Below are 19,029 nucleotides of genomic sequence, written 5' to 3'. Positions count from 1 at the left end.
CAATCCCGCCCTCAGGGGTCGGACCGGCGGATAGCGGCGCTGACGGCAAACGCCCAGCCGAGGATGCCGACTAAACAGATCCGCTCCGCCAAGCCGAGCAGTTCCGGTGCAAAGCCGATGGTCAGGCCAAGGGACGCGAGCCCGGCGCCGGCGAGCAGGGTGAAGGCCAAGGCTGCCGGATACGCGTTGCGCAGTTCCGTGCTGGTCCGGATCCACAGTGTCAGCAGGACGAAGGCCGCCAACGCTGCGAGGAACCCGAAGGCCGCGACATAAAGATGGATGGTGCCTTCGGTGGTGGAAACCCGCAGACCGGATGCGCCGGCAGCATGGACGTCGGCCGAGAAGAACGCCAGCACCCCCGAGCACACACCTCCGACGCCCAGAAGCCAAGAGCCGGTGCGCCGCAGCCTCGTCGCCGGCCCCGTCCGGCTGATCGCGGCTATCACGCAGAAAGTCATGACGGCGCGGCCGAGGAAATTGAGGTTCATAATCCAGCCGAACGGACCCACCGCGAGGTTGCTTTCGGCGTCGCTGATCGGGTTGTAGTGCGGCGGCAGCAAATGAAGGACAACGTCCACCACGGCATAAATCACGGCGCCGGCCATGGCAGCCGCCGCGTATCGGCGTCGACCTGCGGTGAGCGGCTGCGTTGTCATAGGGCCCAGCATTCCACTAAGCGGGCATCAGCTTGTAGTTGGTCACCGCTAGGCCTAGCTGTAGGCGACTGACCCGGAAAGGTGAGCCCCGCCGTCGTCGGCCCACTACGCTGGAAGAAAATTCCAACGACGACGACGAAAGGCGGGGCGACGTTGAACCCACAGCAGCAGGTACAGCAGACCCGGATGATCAGCGCGGACGACAAGGGACTGCCCGGCGATGCGGCCGGGCGCACCGTTGAGGAGTACGTCGCGGCCGGTCCGGGCCTGGCCGATTTCTGGACTCCCTTGCTGGTTTTGGACGAGGAAGCCCTGGCGCACAATGTCGCGTTCATGGCCGGCTGGCTGGGCGAGCGCGATCTGGAGCTGATGCCGCACGGCAAGACCACCATGGCGCCGCAGCTCTGGCAGCAGCAGCTCGATGCCGGTGCCACGGGCATCACCGTGGCCAATCCCAGCCAGCTGCGGGTGGGGCGGGCGCGTTCCTTCAACGCGCTCCTGCTGGCCAACCAGCTCACGGACCCGAACGCGATCCGCTGGGTCGCCAGGGAGCTAGCTGATCCAGAGTGCTCCATCTGGTCCTGGCTCGACAATCCCGCTGCCATCGGTGTTGCCGAAGAAGCCCTGGCCGGGGTCACGCTGGCCCGGCCGCTGTCCGTGCTGGTTGAGCTCGGTGCGCCGGGAGGGCGGACCGGTTGCCGCAGCGTGGACGAGGCCGTTGCGCTCGCCGAAGCGGTTGCCGCGTCACCGGTTCTGCGGCTGGCCGGGGTGGCCGGCTACGAGGGGGCGCTCGGGCATGACCGGGACAAGGCGACGCTGGACTTCCTCCACCGGTACGTTGCGGATCTGTTGGAGCTGCACCAGCGGATCGGACACCTGTACGACGACGCCGACGTGCTGGTGACCTGCGGCGGCAGCAACTATCCCGACGTCGTGAGTGAGCTGTTCGCGCAGGCGCGGAAGTCCGACACTGCCCGGTACGTCCTGAGGTCCGGTGCCTACATCACCCATGACCACGGGATCTACCATGCGCTGTCGCCCTTCGACCCGGACCGCGCGTCCACTGGTGACGAGACACTGGTGCCGGCAGCCCGCGCCGTCTGCCGGGTGCTGTCCCAGCCGGAGCCCGGGCTGGCCCTGCTCGACGGCGGCAAGCGGGACTTTCCCTACGACGAGGGCTTCCCCATCCCGCTGACCGCCGTATCCCGGACAACGGGACAAACTTCAGACCTGCGCGGGGCTACCGTGAGCGGGATGAATGACCAGCACTCGTTCCTGCGGACGGCCGACGGCGCCGAGCCCGCCGTGGGGGACCTGGTGGTGCTGGGACTCTCGCACCCGTGCACCATGTTCGACAAATGGCGGCTCATCCCCGCAGTTGAAAGCTTCACCCCTGGGGCCAGCGCCAAGGTTACCCGGCTGATCGAGACATTCTTTTAGGAACACCACGTGCCCGGAAGCTGTGGGCTTCCGGGCACCCGGTGTTCCTGATGGCGCGATCTTGACGGGTTAGTACTTGTAGATGTACTCGTAGTGGCTCTTCTCCCAGCCGTACCACTTGGACCAGTCATATCCGTGCTTGTGCGTCCTGTAGTTCACGCTGTGGTAGACCTTCTCGCCATGCCTGTAATGGTCCGGGGCGTGGTACCGCACGGTGTAAGTTTCGTAGCCTTCATGGTCGAACTTGTCCTTGTGCTTCCATCCGCCCATGTACTGGTCGCCGCCGTGGCCCTTCTTCCAGGTCTTCTGGTGCAGATCGATCCAGTAGCCATCTTCGCAATGGACCTTGAGCTTGTAGTCGATGTAGTGGGCCTTCTTGTAGTAGTTGCCGTGGTGGTCCTTGTGCTTCTTGTAGTAAACCTTCGGCTTCATCGGTTCCACCTCGCACCCGTACTTGTAGCCGTGGTGGCCCTGGCTCTGCGTGACGGCTGCAGTTTGGGCGACGACGTTTGCCTGAGCCGGTCCGGCGAGGGCAAGAGGCACGGCCGATGCGGCGATTGCCAGGCCCGCGGCAGTGGTGGCTGCCTTGACCAGCGTGCCCTTGCTGCGTACTGATGCTGCTCCGTTACCGGAGTTCTTCTTAGCGAACATTGATTTTGCTCCTGCATGTCTTGGCTGATTCGTTGCGTCCCGTCGGGGTACGCCATCAGTTTCGCCTCGGCAGGGCATCCGGCGGATCCATCTGCAAGTTGGTTCGCGCGGTACATCTGCAGGTGTAGCACGATGCCCGTGGCGGTGCCGGCTACATCCCGGGAAGTACGGCGGTTTTACGCCCTGCGGTGGACGCTGCCGGAGCTGTTGCAAGCGCATTCTGGTTCAGCATCTATCGGACCTCAGGAGCGGATATGGACATCTTCGGCATAGGACCAAACGGCAGCGTCAATGATGAGGACCAGTGGAGTCTGGGGTTGATCGGCTGCTGGCGCTTGCGGCGCGGCATGGTTGACCACACACCCTCACGACGCGAGCAGCGCCTGATCGCCTTGCTGGCATTCCAAGGGCCAATGCCACGTTCCACTGCGGCACGCATACTATGGCCGGAGGCTAGCAAAAAGCAGGCTTCAGGATCGTTGCGCATCAGTTTGTGCCAGGTATCCCGGGACTTGCCGGGCGTCCTGGTTGCCGAATTCGGGCGGGTCGGCCTGGCACCGGACGTCCGGGTGGATGTCCAGGAACTCCGGCAGCAGCTGAGCGGAACCTCTGAAATCGAAGGCGCCGCGGCCATCGCCTGCAGCCACCTGCTGTGCCACGGTGAATTCTTGCCCGGCTGGTATGACGACTGGGTAGTGGAAGCGCAGGACGAATGGCGCAGCGTACGCACGCAAGCCCTTCAGCAGCTGGCCTGGAGACTTTTCCGGCTGGAGGACATGTATGGCGCCGTGGAAGCAGCCCGTTCCGCGATGGAAATCGATCCACTCAATGAAGAGGCCCAACGGCTGGCTATGCAGGCACAGTTGGCGGAAGGGAACTACGCCGAAGCCTTGCGCGGGTACAAGGAGTTCAGCTCCAGGTACCGCGAAGAACTTGGCGTTGCACCTTCCCGGCGCCTGGCCGACCTGCTGGTTGCTGTGCCCCGGTCCGGGGAGAGAAGCGACTCTCTGGCTGTCGGCGCCCGGGCTGGCCAGCTGATAGGTGAGCCGGCGTAACTAAGCCGCGCCGCCGCCGTCGTACGTCAACAGCCCCTCATCTTCCTCGATGGCCTTCAAGGCCAGGTCCCGGTAGCCCACCGAGTCGAAGAGCACGGTGATGCGGTCCGGCTGGGTCCCCATGACAATGCCGTGGCCCCACTCGCGGTGCGTGACCGGCCGCTGGATCTCGTAGCCTTCCGGCATGGCGGCCTCGTGTGCCTCTGCCTCGGCCCGGGAGCCCTCTTCGCAGTTGTCGCAGTTGCCGCAGTAGCCGTCCGTCTCCTCGCCGAAGTAGTTGAGCAGCCAGTCCCTCCGGCAGCTGTCCGTCTCGGCGTAGCCGCGCGCCATTTCAATCCGGGACTTGTCGATCAGCCGGCGCGATTCCGATTCCGCCAGGGCCTTCTCCACCGCTTCCTCAGTGCTGACGGAGCCGACGGCGCGGTAGCCCCTGCGGTTAACCGCGATGCTGCCGCTGTGCTCGAGCAGGTTCAGCACCCGGGTCTGTTTCCGCGGCGTCAGCCCGGTGTGTTCGCGCAGGCCGGCGGCGCGGATGGGGGAGTGGTCCCGGACGGCCCCGAACACCGCAGCCAGGTCCTCTTCGGCCGGGGTGCCGCCGACAAAGAACTGCTGCATCCCCAGGTCCTCGGAGCGGTAGTGCAGCACGGCGCGGGCGGGCTCGCCGTCCCGACCGGCCCGGCCGATCTCCTGGTAGTAGCTGTCCAGCGAGTCGGTGATGTCCGCGTGCACCACAAACCGCACGTCCGGCTTGTCGATGCCCATGCCGAACGCGGTGGTGGCCACCACGACGTCCACCTCGTTGGCGTGGAAGCGCTCATGGATGGCCTTCCGCTCCGAGGCCTTGCGGCCGGCGTGGTAGGCGTCCGTCCGCAGTCCGCGCTCGGCGAGCTCCGCGGCGTAGAACTCGGTGTCTTTGCGCGTGGCGGCGTAGAGCAGCCCCGGTCCCTGGAGCTCCGCGAGCTGGTCCAGCACGGCGTCCTGCTTGCCTCGTTCCTCGTGGTGGCGCTGCACGCTCAGGTTCAGGTTGGGCCGGTCAAAACTGTGCACAAAGGTGTGCGGATCGCGCATGCCCAGCCGGTCCACAATCTCGTTGCGGGTCTGCGGCGAGGCGGTGGCGGTCAGCGCGATCACCGGGGGATGGCCCAGCCGCTTCACCACCGCGGTCAGGGTGAGATAGTCCGGCCGGAAGTCGTGCCCCCAGGACGAGATGCAGTGCGCCTCGTCCACCACAAACAGGCTGATGTCCTGCTTGGCCAGCCGCGTCATGGTTTCCTCGCGGGCCAACTGCTCCGGCGCCAGGAAAATGAACTTGGCCTCCCCGTTCTCCAGCGCCTCCCACGCGGCCCGCTCGGCCTTGGCCCGCACCTGCGAGTTGATCGCGAAAGCCCGCTCCGCCTGCAGGTCCGCATTGATGGCCTCCACCTGGTCGCGCTGGAGTGCCAAAAGCGGCGAAACAACGACGGCGGTGCCCGGCATTGCCACGCCCGGCACCTGGTACACGGCCGACTTTCCGTGCCCGGTGGGCATGACGGCGAGAACGTCCCTGCCGCCGACGGCTGCCTCCATGGCTTCGAGCTGGCCCTCGCGGAGGGTCTCCATGCCGAAGGAGTGCTCGGCGATGTCCCGCAGTTGCTCCGCCGTCGGCTGTTCTGAAGTTTTTTGATCTACGTTTGCCACTTCTCGATCTTCTCCCGTGGACGTCCGGGATGGGGGAATAGGGCGATATTGGGCCTCGCGCTGAACATTACGAGGTTTGTAACAAACGATTCACCATAGTGTGCGGTGAATTGGCAGACTGTACACGGCACAGCTGGCCGCGATTATCTTCCCCCAAGATATTGGCCGCTCCCGGACCGGATGCTTTCCCCCATTCATCCGTCCGGGACGCCCGAAGACCCCCGCTCCGAGACTGGCGGGGGTCTTCACTTTTAACTCACGCGAGACTTTTAGCTCATCCGCGGTTGATCTGCACCTTGCGCGGCGGACTTCCGGCCGGCTTGGGTGGCATCGGCGTCCGCACTTCCAGTACGCCGTCGCGGTAGGTGGCGTTGATGTCGTCCGCGTTCACGCCATCGGGCAACGTGACGTCCCGCGTGAACGAGCCGTACCTGAACTCCGAGCGGTAACTGTCCTTGTCCCGGTGCTCGGTCTGTTCCCGGCGCTCGGCCTTGATGTGCAGGACACCGTCCGACACGGAAACGTCCACGTCCTGGTCCGGGTCGATGCCCGGCAGATCGGCGCGCACCACCATGGTCTGGTCGTCCACGAACTCCTCGACACGGATGCCCGAAGAGGACTCCATTTCCGTGTCGAACAAACGCCGGAGCGGTTCCAGCAGTTCGCCGGGGGACCTGCGGGGGTCGAAGGGAAGCCTCTTATGCTGCTCAGCCATGGCCGTGTCCTTTCAGTCGGGTTCCTTACAGATTCCCACCGGAGGCATGCGGTGACAAGGACAAGCCCGACCGTGATGCGGGCCCGGCCGTCAGTCCTGTTCGCGCGTCAGCAGCAGGACGGCGCCGGAGACCACCAGCACGACCAGGCCCACGTAGAGCAGGAACTTCACGGCCTGGACGGCGATGCCCAGCACCAGCAGGACGATGGCCGCAATCAGGAGGACGGTGAGCAATTGCTTCATGGTCCCAGTATGCCGCAGCCCGTCGCCCCGGCCCGTTCAGGCAGCCAGTGCGGCGTAGCGGCCGTTCTCTTCCACCAGCGTGTGGTGGGTTCCGGTCTCAACGATGCGTCCGCCGTCGAGCACTGCTATCTGGTCAGCGTTGCGGACGGTGGAGAGCCGGTGGGCGATGGTGATGGTGGTCCGGCCCTGCGCCAGCCGGTCGAAGGCCTCCTGCACGGCTCGTTCGGTCCGGGTGTCCAGCGCGCTGGTGGCCTCGTCGAGGATGAGCACCTGCGGGTTGCGCAGCAGTGTCCGGGCAATGGCGATGCGCTGCTTTTCGCCGCCGGAGAAGCGGTGGCCGCGGGAGCCGACCATGGTGTCGTAGCCGTCCGGCAGCGCCATGATGTGCTCGTGGATCTGCGCGTCGCGGGCGGCCTGTTCGATCTGCGCATCGGTGGCGTCCGGCTTGGCGTAGCGCAGGTTTTCGCGCACCGTGGTGTGCAGCAGGTAGGTGTCCTGGCTGACAATGCCGACCACGGAGGCCAGATCCGCCAGCGCCATGGTGCGGATGTCCACGCCGTCAATCGTGATGCGGCCGGAGCCGGGATCGTGCAGCCGGGCGGCCATGGAAGCGAGCGTGCTCTTGCCCGAACCGGTCCGCCCCACCAGCGCCAGGGTGGTGCCGGCCGGCACGTCCAGGCTGACGCCGTCGATCGCGGGAAGTTCGCTGCCCGGGTAATTGAAGCTCACCTCCTCGAAGCGGACGTGCCCCTTGAGCTCGGTAGGAACAACGACGGCGGGGGAGTCCGGGTCCTTGATCTCCACCGGCAGGTCGAGGTACTCGAAGATGCGCGCGAACAGGGCCAGCGAGCTGGTCAGCGTGATGCCGACGTTCAGCAGTCCCATCAGGGGCCGGAACAGTCCGCTCTGCAGCGCGGTGAACGCCACCACGGTACCGATGGTCATGTTTCCGGCCGTGGCGGGCAGGCCGGCGGCCAGGTAGATGACGGCGGGGACGGCCGCGAAGATGATGCTCATGGTGGCCATCCGCCAGCGGCCGGCAAGTTCGCTGCGCAGTTCCAGGTCCGTGAGCCGGCCGGAGGACTCGGTGAAGCGGGCGGCCAGCGCCGGTCCGGTGCCCAGGGTCTTGCTCAGCTGGATGCCGCTGACGGAGAGCGACTCTTCGATAGTGACGTTCATGTCCGCCAGCTCGCGCTGCTTGCGGGCGGTGATTTCGCGCCGCATGGTGGCGACCTTGCGGGTGAGGATCACGGCCGGCGGCATCACCAGCAGCGAGATCAGGCTCAGCTGCCAGGACAGTGCCACCATGGCGACGGCGGTGGCCACCACAGTGGTCAGGTTCGCCGCGATGCTCGTGGCAGTGGAGGTGACAACCGTCTGCATGCCGCCGATGTCGTTGGTGATGCGGGATTGGACCTCGCCGCCGCGGCTGCGGGTGAAGAAGCCGATGGACTGGCGCTGCAGGTGCGTGAACACATCCGAGCGCAGCCGGTGCATCACCTGCTGGCCGATCCGGGTGCTGATCCAGGTCTGGACCACGCCGAAGGCGGCCGTGATGACGGCGACGGCCAGCATGCCGGCGGTCAGGAAAACCAGCAGCCGGACGTCCTGCTCGGGCAGCGCGGTGTCGATGACGGCGCGCAGCAGGAAGGGCGAGGCCATCGACACCACGGAGGACGCGATGATGATGGCGGTGACCAGCGTGAGCTGCCAGCGGTAGGGGCGGAACAGTCCCGCAATGCGCCGCAGCGAAACGTGCTGCGCCTGGTCGCGTTCCGCGGCGGTGGGCGCGCGGCCGGGTCCGCCGCCACGGCCGCCGCCGGGGCCCAGGCTGATGGTATTGATGGATTCCGTGGGAACCACCCCGTTTCTCTCGAGGGGTGCCAGGCCGTTCTGATTGGACGGCCGGTTGATGACTGAGGACCAGCAGAATTGCTGAGGTAACCTCACTATGAGGGTACACCGCTACCGCTGATAGTCTATTCCCGTGGCCGATGAAAACTTGCTGGATTCTTTTTGGGCCGTAGCCCGACGGCTGCGGCACCTCTCCCGGGACGCGTTGGCGCCGTGGGATGTTGCACCGTCGCAGTCGCGGGCGCTGGGCATGCTCAGGCGCCACGGCCAGCTGCGGCTGGGGGAACTCTCCGAACGGCTCCACATCGTTCCGCGCTCCGCTACCGAAGTGGTGGATGGCCTGCAGGAGCGCGGCTGGTGCGTGCGCCAGCCGGACCCGGCCGACCGCCGTGCCACCGTGGTAACCCTGACCGACGCCGGCCGCGAGCTGTCCGAGGCCATTCGTGCCGCGCAGCTGGAGCAGGCCGACAAGTTTTTCGCGGTCCTGGCCCACGAGGAGCGCGCCGAGCTCGCCGCCACCCTGGGCCGGCTCCTGCGTGCCGAAGAAGGTGCCGCACTGACCGCCGACAGGGCGTCCGAGGACCGCGCGCAGTAGGTCTCGCCAATGCGGGCTATCCATGCTGTGATGGAATCACTCCAGATCGTCCCAGTTTCGCAGCGGAGCGGATATGTCCAGCCAGGAACTCATCCCCGTAAAGCGTCCGGCGCTCAGTCAGAACGCCAAGAAAACCCTTCTGGTCATCGGCATGTACGGCGTAGGTCTGTGTTGGTTCGGCGCCATCGCCCTGCTGTTCACAGTGCCCGGTCTTGCCCACGCGATACCGCATCTATTGTTCTTCCCCGTCCTGTTCAGCACAGGTCTTTACGCAGCCTGGCGGCTCTGGCTGAAAGAGCCGGTTCCCGCTTCCGCAGACGGGCGGCACCGGAAGCCTCCGCACGGCCAGCACCGGAAGGTTGCGGGGCGGCGGCAGCATCGGCAGTCCGGTCCAAGGACGAAACTCGGCCGGTACCCGGCCAACCACCCCCGCTTCTTCAACGGCCTTGCAGTGGTCGCAGCCTACGCGGCAGTGCTCTGTTGGATCGGCATGATGGGACTGCTAGCCGCCGGGAGCAATGGACTGGCAGGAGTGGGTCCGCTGGTCTTGATTCCCGTGCTGGCAACCCTGTCTGCCGTAGCCATCACGCGCTTCGCGAGAACCAGGAGCGTCAGAGCCAGAAGAGCAACGTCGCGGCGATGAGCCCCGCCACCACGGCTGCGCCGCCGGCAATCCAGAGCGGCTTGCGTCGCGAGGCCGGGTCCGCCGTCGTTGTTTCAGGTTTTGGCGCCGGCACATAGCGCGTTTCCGAGGACGGCTGGCCGTCCGCGGGCGGGACGATCTGGATCATCCCGGTCCGTAGTTCCTTGCGGGCGGGCAGGGCAGGTTGAGCCGGTACGGACAGCTTGGTTGGCAAAGGGACCACGGGGATCATGCCGGTCGGGGGCACGGGGTCCGCTGCCCCGCTGCGGATGTCGCGCCGGCGGGGGTAAGGGGCGTTTTCAGCCGGGGGATTCATCAACTCGACTTTCAGCCGGGCAAGCCGGACGTCGGATGGGAGTGTTTTCTCCATCCTATGGGCCGGGCCTGCTTCAAACGCCCTAGCCAGATAGCGTTTCCATCACATTTCCACACAGGACCTTCGCCACTTGGCGAAACCGGCAGACCCGGTAACAATGAACTAGGGGACCGGACCGTATGACGAGCACATGGGAGTGCCATCGTGAATGGGGAACAGGTGGATGAGGCAGCGCGCGCTCAGCCGGATTCGGCGGACCGCAGCATCAAGGTTTTTATTCTCGATGACCACGAACTGGTCAGGCGCGGACTTCAGGACCTGTTGGAGGGCGAGGGCTTCGAGGTCATCGGCCAGTCAGGCTCGGCGCGGGAGGCAACGGGGCTGATTCCCGTCCTGCGTCCGGACGTGTCCATACTCGACGCGCGGCTGCCGGACGGCACCGGGATCGAGGTCTGCCGGGACGTGCTCTCCGTGGATCCCTCGCTGCGGTGCCTGATTCTGACAAGTTACGACGACGAACGTTCGCTGCGCAGCGCGGTCATCGCCGGGGCGCTGGGCTATGTGCTCAAGCAGATTGTCGGAACGGATCTCGTGGCGGAGCTGCGCAAGGCCGCCAACGGGGAGTCGCTTTTCGAGCCGGACCTGAAGGCCCGGATCCTGCAGGGGCTGGCCCGGCCCGAGGCGGCGGATCCCCGGCTGGATGCGCTGAGCCCGCAGGAGCTGCGCATTCTGGCGCTGATCGGCGAGGGCCTGACCAACCGGCAGATCGGCGACCAGCTGTTCCTGGCGGAGAAGACGGTCAAGAACTACGTGTCCTCCATCCTGGCGAAGCTCGGATTCGAACGCAGGACCCAGGCTGCGGTGTTCGTGGCCAAGGCTGCCGGCGAAGCGCAGCCGGACGGGGTGGGGTAGCGGTCGCCTGATGACTGCCGGCGTTGCTGCGGAGCCTGCTACGCCAGCGGCACTGTCCAGACCAGGCTTGTGCCCTTGCCCGGAGCGCTCTTGATGTCCAGCGTGCCGTGGAGTTCTTCCGCCCGCTGTTCGAGGTTGGCCAGGCCGCTGCGGCGCAGGGGATGGGCGAATCCGCGGCCGTTGTCCTTGATGGCCAGCCGGACGCGGTTGTCGATGGCCGCCACGGCGACCTCGATATGGTCGGCATCCGAATGGCGCACCGAGTTGCTGAGTCCTTCCCGAATAACCGCCAGCAGGTGTTCGGCCACGTTGTCCGGCACATCCGAATCGATGGGACCGGAAATTTCGAGCCGGGGTGTGAAGGCGGACGCCCGGGTGCCTTCCTGCACAACGCGGACAATCCTGCTGCTGAGGACTTCTTCCTGGGCATCGACGCGCAGGGAGTAGATGGTGTCGCGCAGCTCGCGGATGGCTTCGTCCAGTTCCCGGGTGACGTCGGTGATCCGCTCCTGGGCGCTGTCCTCCATGGTGTAGCGGCGCACGCTTTGCAAGCTCAGACCGGCAGCAAACAAACGTTGGATAACGACGTCGTGCAAATCCCTGGCAATCCGGTCCCGGTCGGCAAAGAGCACCAACTGTTCACGCAGCCGCTGGCCCTGCGCCAGCTCCATGGTGAGCGAAGCATGCGTGCAGAAGATTTCTGCCATGTCCAGATCAACGGGGTGGAAACCATCGGCCCCGGCCTCCCGGCAGAGCACCAGCAGGCTGGGTTCGCCGCCGCGCGGGGACAGCCGGGCTACCAGTGCGGCCCCCAGCCCCTCCGCTTTTTCCGGGTCCACCAGATCTGCCGCTTCGCACAATACGGGCTTTCCGGTATCAAGCACGGAGTGGAGAACGGTGAGTGAGACCGGGACGCTCTGGCGGACAATTTCCCCCGCGCGCTCGCCTGCGGCAGCTTCGCACCGGGCGATCATCCCGTCCTGGGCCGGGGTGGCGAACACCGCCAGCGCAGCCCCGGACGGTGCCAGCGCGTGGTCAACGATCAGATCGCGCGGGTCCTGGGATTTGGAAGGCAACCGCATGCTCAGTTCCATCGAGGCCTGCAGCCACTGCTCACGGCGCGTCATGGCCTCGAATAAGCGCGCATTTTGTATCGCCACGCCCGCCGCCGCGGCAAGGGTGGTGACGAATTCCTCGTCCTGGACCGTGAAGCTGCCGCCGCCCTTCTTCTCCGTCAGGTACAGGCTGCCGAAGACTGCGCCGCGGACGCGGATCGGCACTCCGAGGAAGGACTGCATCGGGGGATGGTTGGGCGGAAAGCCATGGGCGTCCGCGTGTCCGCTGAGCGGATTGAGCCGCAGCGCTACGGGTTCGCGCAGCAGCAGCCCGAGCACGCCGTGTCCGGTTGGCAGATCCCCGATGCGGTGGTGTTCTTCCTCGTCGATGCCGACGGTAATAAAGTGGCTCAGCGATGTGCCGTCTTCACCGGCAACGCCCAGGGCGCCGTATTGGGCATCCACCAACTGGCAGGCCGACTCCACCACTCGCCGAAGGACGGTTTCCAGGCTCAGGTCTTCAGCGAGCGCCATCACGGCGGCCAGCAGGTGTTTCATCCGGTCCTGCCTTCAGCCGGCGAATCCGGAATCCACATACGTCCCCCAACCGATGTTCGTACTCTGCAGCCCGGCCGTTGCGCTAAAGCTCTGGACTGTTATCTAAGTTGCCGGGGACAACTCCCGTCAAGCTCTTAGGCCGCCGGATCGTTCTGCGGGACGGCTGCAGGGCCGTCCTGAACCCGGCAACCATCGCCGTCGTACGTGCTGAATGGTTCAATCAAGGGCCATTTGCGCCTTTGTAACAATTGGGGGACGAAAGGCCCTCCTCTTTCCAAGGTGGCTAGGGCAGACTCTTGATTATGCGGCCTTTGACGGCTGCTGCGCCGGAACAATGACGTCCGGCACAAGTCTTGAGCAAGACCGGAGGAAACCCCTATGGTTCTACCCGCCTGGCAAGAAGACGATGCGGCAACAGCGGTCCCCACAATTGGGATCGGACCGGAACTGCCCTTCTGCGAGACCTGCCGCTCGGACCAGTATCTGATCATTGAGGAGTTCATTCCGCCCCGGCTGCAGCCCGGGACAGGGCTTACGTCCGCCGAAGCCAGCTACAGCTGCCTTAAATGCGGGCAGTTCAGCGGCCATGATGTGCCCTCGGACTGGGAGCCGCCGGGCTGGTTTTGGTACGCCTGACCCGAAGGCGGGACTTTGGGCCCTATTGGCAATGGCCGGGGCACGGGAGCCTATAGGTGGTGCATATCGGGAGCCAGCAGGGGGGACTGGCCGCACCACATAAGTGGTAATCCCGATTCCGTACTGGAACCCCGAGCAAAGGCGCCCGGGGTCCCAGTACGGAAATGCAGCCGTGGACCGCCCAGGCTATCGGCGGTCCACGGCAGCAATCAGCAGTTCCCCGGAGATCTCAGAAGGACGGGTATGACAACCACGCAGCTAGTACGAAATCCCGCGCACCAGACCGGCTTCGCCGGCGCTGCCAGCCGGAAACTCAAGGTGCTGGTGCGCCTGGACACCACGATGCAGTCGGCGCGGATCCAGGTCGGCGGAACGGTGACGATCCAAAACCTCAAAGCGCTTTACGCCATCGCACGGCGTACCAACGCACTGGTGCCCGGGATGGAAATAGTTGTGGATCTGTCCAAGGCCCACGCCGGTGCCGAAGCACTGGCGGATCTGCAGACCGCGGTAGAGCGCGGCTGCCTGCCGGAGAAGTCCGATCCGCTGCATTCCGAATGCCGGCTCCAGGTGCTGGAGCCCCTGGCCGCCTAGGATTTTCGCCAGGCCAGGGCGACGGCGTCCTAAGAGGCCGGGGCCGAGGCCGTCTCCGAGGCGTTGGGGGACGGGGCGCCCGGCGGCAGGTACTGGCGGTAGGGCTCCAATGTGCCGTCGAAGACCGGGACCAGCAGCTCTGCACTCTCGGAGCCCACGGTGACGGTGACCGGCACGCGCGAGCCCGGCGGTTCGGTGACGGTCGGGAGCTGGTGGACGTTCGTGTCGAACCCATAGTCCGTGCCGCCGTCGACCGTCACCGTCACTTCACTGTTGGCGTCCGTGATGGTGACCTCGGTGGGCTCGGCGGCGGTGTTGGAGAGCGTGCCCAGCAGTCGGCCCGGCTGGCCTTCGGCCGTGGCAACGATCAGCAGGCTCCGCACCTGCATGGGCCCGATGTCCGCATTGACCCCGTTGGCCACCGGATCTGTTTCTTCCACGTCCGTTTCTGCGCAGCTTGAGAGCGTGAAGGCCATGGCTAAGGCGGCCAGCACGGCGATCAGATGCCGCAGGGCGGTGCCTGGTTTTCTCATGATGGGGGTCCTAACGCTGGTCGTCCAACAGGTACGTATATGCCCAACATAAGCATACTGATCAATCCGGACAACGGAATTGACCGGATCGTAACCGGCCGGGCGCGGACGCAGAACGGGGAGATAACGCCGCGTGCTGCCTGGTTCCGGTTGCGTTAAGTCCGTTGACCTTTCATCCGGCGCGTTTCTACGGTGAAGACAGCTGAATCAACTGCACACCGAAGGAGCAGGACCATGTCGATTCATCATTCCAAGAGTGAACACGCCAGGAGCTGGACGGTCCGCCTCGGGCTTCCGGGCGCCCTTGTTTTCGCCTCGCTCGGCCTGGCCGGCTGCGGAACGTCGGGACCCGAGAGCGGGGTCGATGTTGAGGACGTCCAGGAGGCAGCCGATGATCCGTTGGGAGCGGAGGCGCCGCGCTCGGCGTCGCCGTCGGTGCCCGGCGGACCCTATGAGGGACTGTATGACCAGAAGTTCGTCGACGAGCTGGACTCGCTCGAAGGCCAGACCGTCACGGTCTCGGCCGACGTGAACGAGGTGGTGGCGCCGGAGGCCTTCACCATCGCCGGTACAGACGATACGACGGTTGAACCGCTGCTGGTGATTTACGACGGCGACCTGGCAGACCTTGAGCCAGGCGAACCGGTGAAGGTCAAGGGCGTGGTCCACACGGTGCTGGACCTGCCGTACGTTGAGGACGACCTCGGCGCGGACCTCGATGACCCCCTCTACGCCACCTGGGACCAGGAGCCCTACATCATGGCGTTGAACGTGGATATGAGTCCCAGCGGCTGACAGCAGCCCCGGCTGGGGCAGAATGAGTGCATGAAGAGGCGCAGCGAACGCATCGGGGACGCCCTGCGGACCCAGCTCTGGCCCGTGCCGGCGGTCGCCGTCGTTCTCTCGGTAGTCCTGGGCATCCTCCTTCCCCGCCTCGATTCAGCTGTCGACGACGACCTGCCGCCGACGGTGACGGCCCTGCTGTTCGGTGGCGGGCCTGAGGCCGCGCGTTCGGTGCTGGAGGCCATTTCCGGGTCGCTGATCACGGTCACCTCGCTGACCTTTTCCCTCACGGTGGTCACGCTGCAGCTGGCCAGCAGCCAGTTCTCCCCGCGCCTGCTGCGCACGTTCACGCGCGACCGGTTTGTGCACGTGACGCTTGCCTTGTTCCTGGCCACCTTTGTCTTCGCGCTGACCGTGCTGCGCAGCGTGCGGACGCAGCAGGACGAGGACGGGCCATTTGTCCCGGAAATCTCCGTCACCGTCTCGTTTGTACTGTCGCTGGCCAGCGTGATGGGGCTGGTCCTGTTCCTGGCCCACCTGACGCGCGAGATCCGGGTGGAGACGATGATGCGCAACGTGCACGAGGAAACCAAGATCACCATTGACCGGATCTTTCCCGCAGGCGCCCCGCCCCAGCCGCAGGAACCGGAACCGGGTCCGGGCAGCATTCCCATTGTGTCCGCCCGCTCCGGATTCCTGACCAGCATTGACGAAGACGCGCTGCTGCAGACTGCGCGGGAGACCGGCGCGGTAGTCAAGATCGACCGGGAGCCGGGCAGCTCGCTGATCGAAGGAGTGCCCTTTGCCCGCGCCTGGAAGACCGGTTCCGGCGGCGCACTAAGTGCCGAGGAAGCCGCCGAGCTGGGGAAGCTGGTGAACGAGGCGGTGGCCACCGGCTTCGAGCGCACCAACGTGCAGGATGTGGCGTTCGGCTTCCGCCAGCTGGTGGACGTGGCGGCCCGCGCGCTGTCCCCGGGGATCAACGACCCGACCACGGCGATCCACGTGCTGGGCCACCTCTCCAGCCTGCTGTGCTGCCTCGTGGACCGGAACCCGGGACCGCGCATGATGATCGACAAAGACAACGACCGGGACAACGACGACGGCGGCCCGGTCCGCGTGGTGCTGGCGTTGCCCGACATCGAGGAGCTGCTGGATCTGGCCGTCACCCAGCCGCGCCTGTACGGCGCCAAGGACCCGATGGTGGCCGCCCGGCTGGTGGAGCTGCTGCGGGAAGTAGCCTGGTGCGATAAGGACCGGCGCTACCGTGGCACCCTGGCACTGCAGCTCGAACAGTTGCGCAGCGCCATCGAAGCGGCCTCGTTGGAGCAGGCCGAGCGCACCCGCCTGATGCAGGCCGCGAACGAAACTGCCGCCCTGCTCGCAAACTGAACGTCCCGCCGTCGTTCTCGGATTGTAATTCACAGCGGTTGCTTACTCGAAGCAAACGGTCAGGGTTGCACCTTACAGTTAAAACCATGCGCATTCACAAGACTCCTTTGCTGGACAGCTCGACGAAGCTGGGCAAACTGGCCCTCTTCTTCGGCGTGAGCGTGCTGTGCGGCGTCCTGGCGGCCGGGCTCCTGGTCCCGTCCGTCGCCGTGGCCGCCGCGGGAGCCAACACGTCGGTGGACATTTTCGACCAGCTGCCAAGCGATCTCGAGACCAACCCCATGGATGAGCCTTCCACCATCTACTCCGCGGACGGGGAGCTCATTGCCACCTTCTACGCCGAGAACCGGGTGCCGGTGACGCTGGACGAGGTGTCGCAGCACATGCAGGATGCCATCATCTCCATCGAGGACACGCGGTACTACGAGCACAACGGCGTGGACCTGCAGGGCATCATGCGCGCCGCGGCCAGCAACCTCGCCGGCGGCAGTTTGCAAGGAGCGTCCACGCTGACCATGCAGTACGTGAACAACGTGCTGATCGACAATGGCGTGGAAGCGGGCAAGAGTGCCGATGAGCTGACCATCAGCGGCACCAAGAACATCACGGACAAGCTGCGGGAGGCCAAGCTGGCCATCGCCGTCGAACGGGAGTACTCGAAAGAGGAAATCCTGCAGGGCTACCTGAACATTGTCCTGTTCAGCGGCCAGACCTACGGCGTGGAGGCCGCTGCGCAGACCTACTTCGGGATTCCGGCCACCGAGCTGAACATCGCGCAGTCCGCCATGCTCGCCGGCATGGTGCAGTCGCCCAACTACTTCAACCCGGTCACCAACCCGGAGGCCACCAAGGAGCGCCGGGATACGGTGCTGGGTGCCATGCTGCGCAACGGGAAGATCACCCAGAACGAGTACGACGACGCCGTCGCCTCGGATCTGGAGATTGACCTGCAGCCGGTGCACTCGGGCTGCGTGGGGGCCGAGTTCGCCGCCTACTTCTGCAACTACGTGGAAAACCTGGTCATGCAGTCCGACGCCTTCGGCGAAGATGCCGCCGAGCGCGCCAAACTGCTGGTCCGCGGCGGCCTCAAGATCCAGACCACGCTGGATTCCCGGCTGCAGGAGGAGGCGCAGGAACAGATTGAGGAGCAGGTTCCGGTGGGGGACACGTCCGGCGCTGGCTCGGCCATGATCTCGGTTGAACCGGGTACCGGCAAGATCCTCGCGATGGCGCAGAACACCAACTACACGCCCGAGGCAGGCGAGGGTAACACCGAGTTGAACTTCAACGTGGATCCGGGCATGGGCGGAACGCCGTATGGCTTCCAGCCGGGCTCCACCGTGAAGCCGTTCACCACCGTTGCTTGGCTGGAGGCCGGGAACGCCCTGAGCGACGTAGTGGACGCCAGCCGCACCTACTATCCCGGCGGGTACAACTGGACGGCCAGCTGTCTGCCGGACACTGCGTACTTCAGTGAATGGGATTTCAAGAACGCGCTGCCCGGCTATGCCCGCCCGATGACCGTGAGCGAGGGTCTGACCTCGTCGGTCAACTCGGCGACCGCGGCCCAGGCCGCCATGCTGGACCTGTGCGAGATCCGCGACGTGTACAACAGGCTCGGCGTCCACCGTGCGGTGGACGGCGAGCCGATGGTCGTGAACAACCCGTCCTTCGTGATCGGCGGGCAGGAGGTCTCCCCGCTGACCATGGCCGCCGCGTTCGCCACCTTCGCCAGCGGGGGAGAGTACTGCGAGCCGATCGCCCTGACCGAGGTCACCGACTCCGAAGGCAAGAGCTACGAGATCCCGGAGCCGGCGTGCGAGCAGGTCCTGGAACCGGGTGTGGCGGCAGCCATCAGCAAGCCGCTGCAGGACCTGGTGCAGGAGATGCCGGGCAAAATCACGCCCATCGGTGTGCCGGCCGCGGCGAAGACCGGCACCACCGACCTCTCCGAGCAGACGTGGACCGTTGGCTACACTGAGGGCATTTCCACCGCGTCCTGGGTGGGTAACTGGACGTCCTACTCGTCGCTGAACTACGTCCCGATCAACGGCGTGGTCCGCGACTATGTGGACGGTTCCACTATCGCCGGGGCGCAGTGGACCGAGTACATGCGCGAAGTGGCTCCGCTCTACGAGACCGGGGACTTCGGCGAGATTCCCTTCAGCATGCGCTAATCCTCCACGAGCTCCAGCTCCACGGTGGCAGTCACCTGCTCGCAGGCTCCCACAGTGCAGGTGGCCAGGAAGATGCGGGCGACGGCGGTTCCTTCGGTGAAAGCGAAGAAGCCGCCGGACGCCAGCACGGACACCTCCACGCTTTGCTCCTCGCCGGTGCAGTCGACCGGAGCGGCGAACCCGTTGCCGCTGGCGACACGGTCGTCCTCGACGGTTTGGGCGATTTCGGCGAACACGTTCGCATTCTGCCCGCTGTCGCACTCGTAGGTGATGGTCAGGGTGACAGCAGCGCCGCCGCCAAGGAGCTCGCCCTCGTCGGGAGCGGTGAGGGTGCCTGCCGCGCTTGAGGGCGCGGCGACGGAAAAGGCGGTCAGGAGTGCGGCGGCTCCGGCCGCAGCCAAAGCGCGTGACATGGTTTTCATGATGGGGAAGTCCGATGCGACAAAAGAGCGGGAATTCGGGGAGGTCGCCTAAGAAGGCTTGATCCGCTGAGCCGGAGCGCCGTTTACCACTTGTTCCGTCATTTTATCCGTCCGTTCCGCGC

General features: G+C 65.6%; 20 protein-coding genes. 10 read left to right on the top strand and 10 right to left on the bottom strand.

Annotated features, from left to right (window positions below; all coding sequences use genetic code 11):
• Nucleotides 1–11: 11 nt before the first annotated feature.
• Nucleotides 12–656: a DUF998 domain-containing protein gene (locus tag B0G38_RS03345; protein WP_264668135.1), complete on the bottom strand. Its 645-nt coding sequence runs from the start codon at nt 654–656 to the stop codon at nt 12–14.
• Between the two features lie 153 nt (nt 657–809).
• Between B0G38_RS03345 and B0G38_RS03340 the strand changes: the two genes are divergently transcribed.
• Nucleotides 810–2,096, top strand: a complete 1,287-nt coding sequence (locus B0G38_RS03340; protein WP_264668134.1) for an alanine racemase — start codon at nt 810–812, stop codon at nt 2,094–2,096.
• Nucleotides 2,097–2,165: 69 nt separating this feature from the next.
• Here the strand turns inward: B0G38_RS03340 and B0G38_RS03335 are convergent, their stop codons facing one another.
• A complete protein-coding gene (locus B0G38_RS03335) occupies nt 2,166–2,747 on the bottom strand; it encodes a hypothetical protein (protein WP_264668133.1) in 582 nt (193 codons plus the stop codon).
• Between the two features lie 254 nt (nt 2,748–3,001).
• On the opposite strand from B0G38_RS03335, the gene B0G38_RS03330 reads away from it, so the two are divergent.
• Nucleotides 3,002–3,802, top strand: coding sequence for an AfsR/SARP family transcriptional regulator (locus B0G38_RS03330; protein ID WP_264668132.1), 801 nt, complete (start codon nt 3,002–3,004; stop codon nt 3,800–3,802).
• On the opposite strand, the gene B0G38_RS03325 is transcribed toward B0G38_RS03330, so the two are convergent.
• From B0G38_RS03325 to B0G38_RS03310, 4 genes are all read right to left on the bottom strand, one after another.
• The gene (locus B0G38_RS03325) at nt 3,803–5,479 is read right to left on the bottom strand and encodes a RecQ family ATP-dependent DNA helicase (protein WP_264668131.1); all 1,677 of its coding nucleotides are present in this window, start codon (nt 5,477–5,479) and stop codon (nt 3,803–3,805) included. It lies immediately after the preceding gene.
• Nucleotides 5,480–5,753: 274 nt separating this feature from the next.
• Nucleotides 5,754–6,194, bottom strand: coding sequence for an Hsp20/alpha crystallin family protein (locus B0G38_RS03320; protein WP_264668130.1), 441 nt, complete (start codon nt 6,192–6,194; stop codon nt 5,754–5,756).
• A 90-nt stretch (nt 6,195–6,284) separates the two neighbouring features.
• Nucleotides 6,285–6,437, bottom strand: a complete 153-nt coding sequence (locus B0G38_RS03315) for a hypothetical protein (RefSeq protein WP_264668129.1) — start codon at nt 6,435–6,437, stop codon at nt 6,285–6,287.
• Between the two features lie 36 nt (nt 6,438–6,473).
• Nucleotides 6,474–8,300 (bottom strand): ABC transporter ATP-binding protein, encoded by a 1,827-nt coding sequence (locus B0G38_RS03310; RefSeq protein WP_413542018.1) that lies wholly within the window; start codon nt 8,298–8,300, stop codon nt 6,474–6,476.
• A gap of 124 nt (nt 8,301–8,424) precedes the next feature.
• Between B0G38_RS03310 and B0G38_RS03305 the strand changes: the two genes are divergently transcribed.
• Nucleotides 8,425–8,886 carry a MarR family winged helix-turn-helix transcriptional regulator gene (locus tag B0G38_RS03305; RefSeq protein ID WP_264668128.1) on the top strand — a complete coding sequence of 154 codons (462 nt, stop codon included), beginning with the start codon at nt 8,425–8,427 and terminating at the stop codon, nt 8,884–8,886.
• Nucleotides 8,887–8,959: 73 nt separating this feature from the next.
• On the top strand, nt 8,960–9,529 hold the full coding sequence (locus tag B0G38_RS03300) for a hypothetical protein (protein ID WP_264668127.1): 570 nt from the start codon (nt 8,960–8,962) through the stop codon (nt 9,527–9,529).
• On the opposite strand, the gene B0G38_RS03295 is transcribed toward B0G38_RS03300, so the two are convergent.
• Entirely contained in the window at nt 9,498–9,899 is a 402-nt protein-coding gene (locus tag B0G38_RS03295; protein WP_264668126.1) for a hypothetical protein, read from the bottom strand. The two genes, B0G38_RS03300 and B0G38_RS03295, sit on opposite strands and share 32 nt — an antisense overlap.
• Nucleotides 9,900–10,064: 165 nt before the next feature.
• On the opposite strand from B0G38_RS03295, the gene B0G38_RS03290 reads away from it, so the two are divergent.
• Nucleotides 10,065–10,757 carry a response regulator gene (locus tag B0G38_RS03290; protein WP_413542023.1) on the top strand — a complete coding sequence of 231 codons (693 nt, stop codon included), beginning with the start codon at nt 10,065–10,067 and terminating at the stop codon, nt 10,755–10,757.
• 38 nt (nt 10,758–10,795) lie between these two features.
• Here B0G38_RS03290 and B0G38_RS03285 read toward each other — a convergent pair whose 3' ends face one another.
• On the bottom strand, nt 10,796–12,370 hold the full coding sequence (locus B0G38_RS03285) for a GAF domain-containing protein (protein WP_264668125.1): 1,575 nt from the start codon (nt 12,368–12,370) through the stop codon (nt 10,796–10,798).
• Nucleotides 12,371–12,748: 378 nt separating this feature from the next.
• On the opposite strand from B0G38_RS03285, the gene B0G38_RS03280 reads away from it, so the two are divergent.
• The gene (locus B0G38_RS03280; RefSeq protein ID WP_264668124.1) at nt 12,749–13,006 is read left to right on the top strand and encodes a hypothetical protein; all 258 of its coding nucleotides are present in this window, start codon (nt 12,749–12,751) and stop codon (nt 13,004–13,006) included.
• Nucleotides 13,007–13,249: 243 nt separating this feature from the next.
• Nucleotides 13,250–13,600: a hypothetical protein gene (locus tag B0G38_RS03275; RefSeq protein ID WP_264668123.1), complete on the top strand. Its 351-nt coding sequence runs from the start codon at nt 13,250–13,252 to the stop codon at nt 13,598–13,600.
• 29 nt (nt 13,601–13,629) lie between these two features.
• Here B0G38_RS03275 and B0G38_RS03270 read toward each other — a convergent pair whose 3' ends face one another.
• Nucleotides 13,630–14,133: a hypothetical protein gene (locus tag B0G38_RS03270; protein WP_264668122.1), complete on the bottom strand. Its 504-nt coding sequence runs from the start codon at nt 14,131–14,133 to the stop codon at nt 13,630–13,632.
• A gap of 234 nt (nt 14,134–14,367) precedes the next feature.
• On the opposite strand from B0G38_RS03270, the gene B0G38_RS03265 reads away from it, so the two are divergent.
• The 3 genes from B0G38_RS03265 to B0G38_RS03255 all read left to right on the top strand — a co-directional run bounded on the left by B0G38_RS03265 (nt 14,368) and on the right by B0G38_RS03255 (nt 18,485).
• Complete coding sequence (locus B0G38_RS03265; RefSeq protein WP_264668121.1) at nt 14,368–14,928, top strand: hypothetical protein; 561 nt, start codon at nt 14,368–14,370, stop codon at nt 14,926–14,928.
• A 30-nt stretch (nt 14,929–14,958) separates the two neighbouring features.
• Nucleotides 14,959–16,308: a DUF2254 domain-containing protein gene (locus B0G38_RS03260; protein WP_264668120.1), complete on the top strand. Its 1,350-nt coding sequence runs from the start codon at nt 14,959–14,961 to the stop codon at nt 16,306–16,308.
• An 86-nt stretch (nt 16,309–16,394) separates the two neighbouring features.
• The gene (locus B0G38_RS03255) at nt 16,395–18,485 is read left to right on the top strand and encodes a transglycosylase domain-containing protein (protein WP_264668119.1); all 2,091 of its coding nucleotides are present in this window, start codon (nt 16,395–16,397) and stop codon (nt 18,483–18,485) included.
• On the opposite strand, the gene B0G38_RS03250 is transcribed toward B0G38_RS03255, so the two are convergent.
• On the bottom strand, nt 18,482–18,907 hold the full coding sequence (locus B0G38_RS03250) for a hypothetical protein (protein ID WP_264668118.1): 426 nt from the start codon (nt 18,905–18,907) through the stop codon (nt 18,482–18,484). The genes B0G38_RS03255 and B0G38_RS03250 overlap by 4 nt on opposite strands.
• Nucleotides 18,908–19,029: the final 122 nt, after the last annotated feature.

The sequence above is a fragment of the Crystallibacter permensis genome (genome assembly GCF_025960875.1).
Taxonomy (GTDB): domain Bacteria; phylum Actinomycetota; class Actinomycetes; order Actinomycetales; family Micrococcaceae; genus Crystallibacter; species Crystallibacter permensis.
Note: the sequence above shows the minus strand (reverse complement) of the source record. Positions and strands in the feature narration are given on the sequence as shown.

Bases quoted from the DNA above. Each gene is read 5' to 3' on its own strand.
- B0G38_RS03270 (WP_264668122.1), bottom strand. From the start codon at position 14,133: ATGAGAAAACCAGGCACCGCCCTGCGGCATCTGATCGCCGTGCTGGCC.
- B0G38_RS03275 (WP_264668123.1), top strand. From the start codon at position 13,250: ATGACAACCACGCAGCTAGTACGAAATCCCGCGCACCAGACCGGCTTC.
- B0G38_RS03260 (WP_264668120.1), top strand. From the start codon at position 14,959: ATGAAGAGGCGCAGCGAACGCATCGGGGACGCCCTGCGGACCCAGCTC.
- B0G38_RS03285 (WP_264668125.1), bottom strand. From the start codon at position 12,370: ATGAAACACCTGCTGGCCGCCGTGATGGCGCTCGCTGAAGACCTGAGC.
- B0G38_RS03255 (WP_264668119.1), top strand. From the start codon at position 16,395: ATGCGCATTCACAAGACTCCTTTGCTGGACAGCTCGACGAAGCTGGGC.
- B0G38_RS03345 (WP_264668135.1), bottom strand. From the start codon at position 656: ATGACAACGCAGCCGCTCACCGCAGGTCGACGCCGATACGCGGCGGCT.
- B0G38_RS03265 (WP_264668121.1), top strand. From the start codon at position 14,368: ATGTCGATTCATCATTCCAAGAGTGAACACGCCAGGAGCTGGACGGTC.
- B0G38_RS03335 (WP_264668133.1), bottom strand. From the start codon at position 2,747: ATGTTCGCTAAGAAGAACTCCGGTAACGGAGCAGCATCAGTACGCAGC.
- B0G38_RS03295 (WP_264668126.1), bottom strand. From the start codon at position 9,899: ATGGAGAAAACACTCCCATCCGACGTCCGGCTTGCCCGGCTGAAAGTC.
- B0G38_RS03320 (WP_264668130.1), bottom strand. From the start codon at position 6,194: ATGGCTGAGCAGCATAAGAGGCTTCCCTTCGACCCCCGCAGGTCCCCC.
- B0G38_RS03330 (WP_264668132.1), top strand. From the start codon at position 3,002: ATGGACATCTTCGGCATAGGACCAAACGGCAGCGTCAATGATGAGGAC.
- B0G38_RS03300 (WP_264668127.1), top strand. From the start codon at position 8,960: ATGTCCAGCCAGGAACTCATCCCCGTAAAGCGTCCGGCGCTCAGTCAG.
- B0G38_RS03280 (WP_264668124.1), top strand. From the start codon at position 12,749: ATGGTTCTACCCGCCTGGCAAGAAGACGATGCGGCAACAGCGGTCCCC.
- B0G38_RS03250 (WP_264668118.1), bottom strand. From the start codon at position 18,907: ATGAAAACCATGTCACGCGCTTTGGCTGCGGCCGGAGCCGCCGCACTC.
- B0G38_RS03315 (WP_264668129.1), bottom strand. From the start codon at position 6,437: ATGAAGCAATTGCTCACCGTCCTCCTGATTGCGGCCATCGTCCTGCTG.